Source organism: Holospora curviuscula (assembly GCF_002930195.1).
GTDB classification, from domain to species: Bacteria; Pseudomonadota; Alphaproteobacteria; order Holosporales; family Holosporaceae; genus Holospora; species Holospora curviuscula.
Map to the genome: position 1 here is coordinate 1 of NZ_PHHC01000139.1, position 5,981 is coordinate 5,981.

At 36.9% G+C, this 5,981-nt stretch carries 5 protein-coding genes and 2 tRNA genes; 3 read left to right on the forward strand and 4 right to left on the reverse strand.

Translation table 11 applies throughout. The features are described from left to right. Window positions 1–433 precede the first annotated feature (433 nt). The 3 genes from HCUR_RS06970 to ruvX all read left to right on the forward strand — a co-directional run bounded on the left by HCUR_RS06970 (window position 434) and on the right by ruvX (window position 1,524). Window positions 434–507, forward strand: a tRNA-Pro gene (locus HCUR_RS06970). Window positions 508–595: 88 nt separating this feature from the next. Next, a complete protein-coding gene (greA, locus tag HCUR_RS06975; protein WP_104207369.1) occupies window positions 596–1,081 on the forward strand; it encodes a transcription elongation factor GreA in 486 nt (161 codons plus the stop codon). Continuing rightward, a complete protein-coding gene (gene ruvX, locus HCUR_RS06980) occupies window positions 1,060–1,524 on the forward strand; it encodes a Holliday junction resolvase RuvX (protein WP_104207365.1) in 465 nt (154 codons plus the stop codon). The genes greA and ruvX overlap by 22 nt, the downstream gene beginning before the upstream one ends. Before the next feature lie 119 nt (window positions 1,525–1,643). Here ruvX and clpX read toward each other — a convergent pair whose 3' ends face one another. The 4 genes from clpX to HCUR_RS07000 all read right to left on the reverse strand — a co-directional run bounded on the left by clpX (window position 1,644) and on the right by HCUR_RS07000 (window position 5,375). Then, window positions 1,644–2,915 (reverse strand): ATP-dependent Clp protease ATP-binding subunit ClpX, encoded by a 1,272-nt coding sequence (clpX, locus tag HCUR_RS06985; RefSeq protein WP_104207366.1) that lies wholly within the window; start codon window positions 2,913–2,915, stop codon window positions 1,644–1,646. Window positions 2,916–3,008: 93 nt separating this feature from the next. Continuing rightward, the gene (locus HCUR_RS06990) at window positions 3,009–3,626 is read right to left on the reverse strand and encodes an ATP-dependent Clp protease proteolytic subunit (protein WP_104207367.1); all 618 of its coding nucleotides are present in this window, start codon (window positions 3,624–3,626) and stop codon (window positions 3,009–3,011) included. Window positions 3,627–3,670: 44 nt separating this feature from the next. Next, window positions 3,671–5,266 (reverse strand): trigger factor, encoded by a 1,596-nt coding sequence (locus HCUR_RS06995; protein WP_104207368.1) that lies wholly within the window; start codon window positions 5,264–5,266, stop codon window positions 3,671–3,673. Between the two features lie 24 nt (window positions 5,267–5,290). Beyond that, window positions 5,291–5,375 (reverse strand) — tRNA-Leu (locus HCUR_RS07000). Between the last annotated feature and the right edge of the window lie 606 nt (window positions 5,376–5,981).

The window sequence follows — 5,981 nt, forward strand, 5'->3', positions numbered from 1 at the left end:
ATCTAATATCTCTCTTCTGCTGTGTTTCACAGGCCTGCCAGCCTTCTTAATATTTGGTATAAAATATTCCGATATTAATTCCCATTCTTTGTCTTTTAAATCTGTCTCATACGCTCTTCTATTCATTTATATTCCTCAATTGCATCCAACATCATCCAGATACACTAACATATCTCTCATTTGCGGACAAGCTCTAAGGGGGTTAAGGTCCAGGAATGGCGGGCTTGTAGAGTATTCATTTCCTTGGTTAGATCATTTTAGATATTCAAAGATTTATGAGCGCTCTACTGCATCAGCTAAAGTGTTTATTCCATTATCCTTCACTAAAATAATCCTCAATAAGTTAGAATAATGGTTTACCGGACTGTTTGCTTAGTAAAGAGAAACTGCTGCTTGAAACCAGTAATTTTCTATGATAGAATTTATTCTGATTCGGGGTGTAGCGCAGCCTGGTAGCGCGTCTGCTTTGGGAGCAGAATGTCGGAGGTTCAAATCCTTTCACCCCGACACATTAAGGCGTTGCTTTTTTAAAAAATTTAAACTACAATAGTGTACATTCTTCTTTTATTTGATATTTGTGTCTAACTCTATTCCTATGACGGAGCGCGGATTGCGCCAGCTTCAAGATGAATTAAAAACATTAATGTTTATAGAAAGACCTCAAGTTATTGCAGAAATTGCCAAAGCTCGCGCTTATGGAGATCTTTCAGAAAACGCAGAATACGCTGCAGCCAAAGAAAAGCAGCATTTAGTGGAACGGCGGATTCGCTATATTGAAGAGCGTATCTCCCGAGCTCAAATTGTAGATTTGCGCACATTGTCTGGAAATAAAGTGTTTTTTGGTGCTTATGTTCTTTTGGAAGATGAGGAGCGAGAGATAGAGTATCAAATTGTGGGAACAGATGAAGCGGATATTAAACAAGGGAAAATTTCTATTGAAGCTCCGTTAGCAAAAGCATTGATTGGAAAAGAAATTGGAGATGAGGTAACACTTTTTATTGTGCAAAAAGAAAAAAGATTTTTGATTAAAGCCATTCGTTATATTTCCGATGTAGATTCGTGCACCACAGAATCTTTTTAGAGGATCGAGCATCACTGACGTTCTCAGAATCATGCTTAGGAATTGATCTTGGAAGAAAATTTACAGGAATTTCTATTTCGAATCCTGAAAATATTATAGCAGTTCCGTTAAAGGTTTTACCTACTTCTTCCTATAATCGTTTAGCAAAAAACATCATAAGCATTCTGAATGAATATTCTGCATCCTGGATAGTATTAGGTCTCCCTTTAAATCTTAATGGATCTTGGAGCAAAGGTTGCAGTTTAGTTGTAGAGTTTGCCCAGCATCTTGAGCCCTACCCTGTATGTCTTTGGGATGAGCGTTTAAGCACCGTATCCGTTCAACATCTTACATTAGTTAAAACAAAAAAAATTGATGCTCAAGCTGCAACTGTTATTTTACAACACGCACTAGATCGATTAAACAATTTAAAGATAGAAATAAAAAACAAAAAAATGCTTTAGATAAAATCCTATTCAAGAGAAGACAATGAGTGACAGATTTTTAAATAAAAGTTCTAAACCAAATGTTTAACTTTTTCATACTGAAAAGGGCTTTTTAAGATAGCCCCAAAAGTTTTTTATCAATATGCTTTTTGATTTTTTTCAATCTTGTAAGTCATTAATGGAGCAACATCTTCCAAAACCACTTTTTCATCAACCACTACTTCTTTCAGTCCCTGTAAGGAAGGAAGATCGTACATCGTATCTTGTAGCACTTTTTCTAAAATAGCGCGCAAACCCCGAGCACCACTTTTTAATCGTAAACTTTCTCGAGCCACAGACCGAAGTGCACCACTAGTCACGGTTAGTTCTACACCCTCCATAGCAAATAATTTTTTATATTGTTTAATCAGTGCATTCTTAGGTTCGGTTAGAACTTTAATGAGTGCCTCCTCATTTAAGTCTTCCAAAGAAACAATTACTGGAAGACGTCCAACAAATTCAGGAATCATACCATAATCTACTAAATCTCTTGTTTGGATATAATTCAACACATTTTCGGAGTTAAATTTATCCTGAGCGGGATGAGACAAAAATCCGATTGCTTGACCCTTGAGACGTTTTCCAATAAGCTGATCCAATCCAGAAAAAGCTCCCCCACAAATAAACAAAATTTCCGAAGTATCTACTTGAACAAACTCCTGCTGAGGATGCTTTCTCCCCCCTAAAGGTGGCACTAATGCTTTAGTCCCTTCAATAAGCTTCAATAATGCTTGTTGAACCCCTTCTCCAGAAACATCTCGACTAATAGAAGGATTATCTCCTTTTCGAGCAATTTTGTCAATTTCATCAATATAAATAATTCCTTTTTGAGCTTTCTCAATATCATAATCCGCATTTTGGAGTAATTTTTGTACAATATTTTCTACATCTTCCCCTACATATCCTGCCTCTGTCAACGCAGTAGCATCCGCTACAACAAAAGGAACATCCAGGGTCTTTGCAAGCGTCTCTGCAAGTAGGGTCTTTCCACATCCTGTAGAGCCAATCATTAAAATATTAGACTTTGAAATTTTTACATCGCTTCCTGCAAGATTATCGTGCTCAATGCGTTTATAATGATTGTACATCGCCACGGAGAGAACACGCTTTGCCCTAGACTGACCAATAACGTGCTCATCTAACACTGCCTTAATCTCCCAAGGTACCGGAATTCTATTTTTACTATCCCCAGAACCTGAAAATCGATTTCTTCGATTTTCTTCTTTCAAAATATCGTTACATAACTCAATGCACTCATTACAAATAAACACTGTAGGCCCAGCGATTAATTTTTGTACTTCATATTGACTTTTTCCACAAAAAGAACAACGCAAAATGGTTTCTGTTTCTATGCCATTTTTTTTATCCATTTAGTGCTCCCTTCTGTTACATATTAACTTCATTATGCCATAAAGGCCTAAAAAAAACATCCCCCAAAAATCAAATTAGAACGATAACCAAATTCACTGATTATCTGGTCGCATTCCAGGCTCCATAACATGATCTACAATGCCAAAATCAACAGCTCCCTGAGCAGACATAAAATTATCTCGCTCCATGGCTAGGGTCACTTCTTCCAAACTTTTTCCGGTGTATTCTGCATACAATTGATTCAAAAGTCTTTTCAGGTAAAGAATTTCTTTCACATGAATTTCAATATCTGTAGCTTGTCCATGCGCTCCTCCAGAAGGCTGGTGAATCATAACCCGTGCATGAGGAAGAATATACCGCTTTCCTTTTTTTCCCGCCGCCAATAAAAAAGATCCCGCTGAACACGCTTGTCCCAAACATACTGTTACCACGTCAGAACGAATATATTGCATGGTATCATGAATGCTGAAAGCTGAGGTTACAACACCCCCTGGAGAATTAATATACAAAAAAATATCTTTTCCTGGAGATTCTGACTCTAGAAATAACAGCTGAGCACACACAAGAGAAGCACTATGATCTTCTATAGGACCCGTCAGAAAGACAATACGTTCTTTAAGTAAGCGTGAATAAATATCGTAGGCCCTTTCCCCTCTTCCAGTTTGCTCCACCACCATGGGAATTAAATAGCTTTTTTCAAACTCCGTCATACTAAACTCCTTTTTAGACTTTTCTGGGTTTTCTTAAATACATGCTATACAATCACATTTCCCTCCTTTTTCTCACTTTCTGTAATTTTAATAGAAGGATCACCCTCTTCCTGGAAAGAAATTTTCTGTTCTAAAATAACCTCCGTACAAGAATTGCCTTGTACGGAAAGCATCCCCTCGGTTTCCTCTAAAGGACGGTCTATTCCTATCTCTAGATCCGAATTCTGATGGTTTGGATGGGGTAGGAATTGAACATTACTCAAAGGAATTTCTTGAATGTAAGCCGATACTGAGAGATCTTGCGTAAGTTTTTCCGAAAGCTCTGCATATTTTTGTTGTACAAAAGATGAATCTTTCCATACAGAAGGAAGAATTTTTACAGGGGGCTGGCGACCACATTTTTTAACAATATTCTCCATCACTTTATCCGAAATGATTATGTCCTGAATCAACTCATTAAACGAACTATCTTCTAGATATTGACGCAGTACACTTTCATTAGAAGCGTTAACTTTACGCCTATAAGCGTCTAAAATTTCTAAAATCTCTCCAGAAGTCGGAGTACAGCTTTCAGGATTTTTGAGCGCATAATCTTTGATAAACATTTTTTTCAAAAGAACACACCGAGCTATTTCCTGATACCAATCTTGGCGATGATCTTCCGGAATTAAGCTATTAAATGCTTCATTAGCTTCGTATTGCCTTTGTAAATCACGTGCATAATCTTTGATCAGTATGTCCGAAACAGGGATCTCGTGCATCTGAAAAATCTTTACTTCTAAATATTCTTTTTGAATTTGGTAGGAAAGCGCTTGAATACGTTTTTTCAAAAATAGCTTTGCTCTTTCGAGTAATTCTTTGAGATCACAGTTCGCTGTATATTGGGCACTCTTATCATCCAGAGCACACGCAACTGTACGTTGCACATCTTCCACCAATAAGGAAAAATTTACTCTTTTTCCTGCAAGGGCCTTTGAAGAGGGTACTGTAGAAAGAAAATGAGGAATTTTAACGCGTTGTGATATCATATACCCCGGCTCGATGCCAATAAATTCTTCAATTGCGTACTCAGGGTGCTCTCCTTCTACTAAAGGTATTTTCGAAACAACACTTCGTTCTTCTTGATTATCTTTAAAATTCATGCGCACAAACAACATATCCCCCCATTGGGAAGCGCGAGGAGTTTCAAGAGGCTCACACCGCATAAATTGCTGAAGATATCGTTCTACGAAAGTACGCAGCTCATCTTCTGAGATATCTTCATCCAAGACAGGCAATAAAACATCAGACCATTCGGTATCTGGAAATTGAGATGGATATACAAAAGTAATCTCCACAGGAAGATCTGACGTAACTCCTAATTTTACATGAATAGGGTCAGGAAACTGTACAAAATACTTGGATGATCCTTTATGTTCTGGAATTTCACGAACTTTTTCTATCAATACTTGGTTTAAAACTGAAGAAACAATCTCGTTTTCATGCATATCAAAGACAATATTCAAAGGAACCATACCTAATCTAAACCCAGGAACCTTCTGCTTTGCCGCACGCTTACGAACTTCTCGATCAAGCGCTTCTTGAATAGAAACCCCACTTAGAGTGATAGAATGTACTTCCTGTATCTTTTGTTGTAGCATGAAATTTTTTTCCTTTTACTTAGTTGGTGCGGATAAAGGGACTTGAACCCCCAAGGCTCACGCCACCAGAACCTAAATCTGGCGTGTCTACCAATTTCACCATATCCGCAAGTTGAAACCCTGAATATTGTAGCATTTTTTTTGATAATGTCTAGAGCTGTTGACCAAAGAACAGTAAGTCTCATTTTGAATGTTTTAAAAAAACTGCTTAAAAAAATAATATAGTACAATAGATGTTTTAAATTATTAAATAAGATCAAATTAAAAAAAATAAGTATTTCTTAGTTGGAAATTTTTTTATGTTGTTATACTATTACTTTGCATAAACTGCACAAGCATGTTAGCATAAAAAAAGAAACGTTCACCAGCCTATAAAATTAACGATTTTAAAAAAGCACTAAGACATGTCGACATTTAAGTTTACTTTAAAATTATTAAGTGATACATTAAAAATGAACGAAGGAAAGAAAAGCGTGTGTAAATTTGTCATATCTGGGTGCAACGGGCCTGAAATGAATTAACTTGTTGAACATTGGCTCGACTAGAGTGCGTTCTTTATAAAGATCTGCGTCAAATTCTCTGAGATTTTTTTTCCATGGATTGTGGGGGATAACGGCTTTGTTGCGGCCAGCATAATGAACAAGGTCATCGGCATCGTAACATTTTATCCGTCAATAGCGTTTTAAAGTCAAAATTGTTCGTTAAGTTTGTTCGT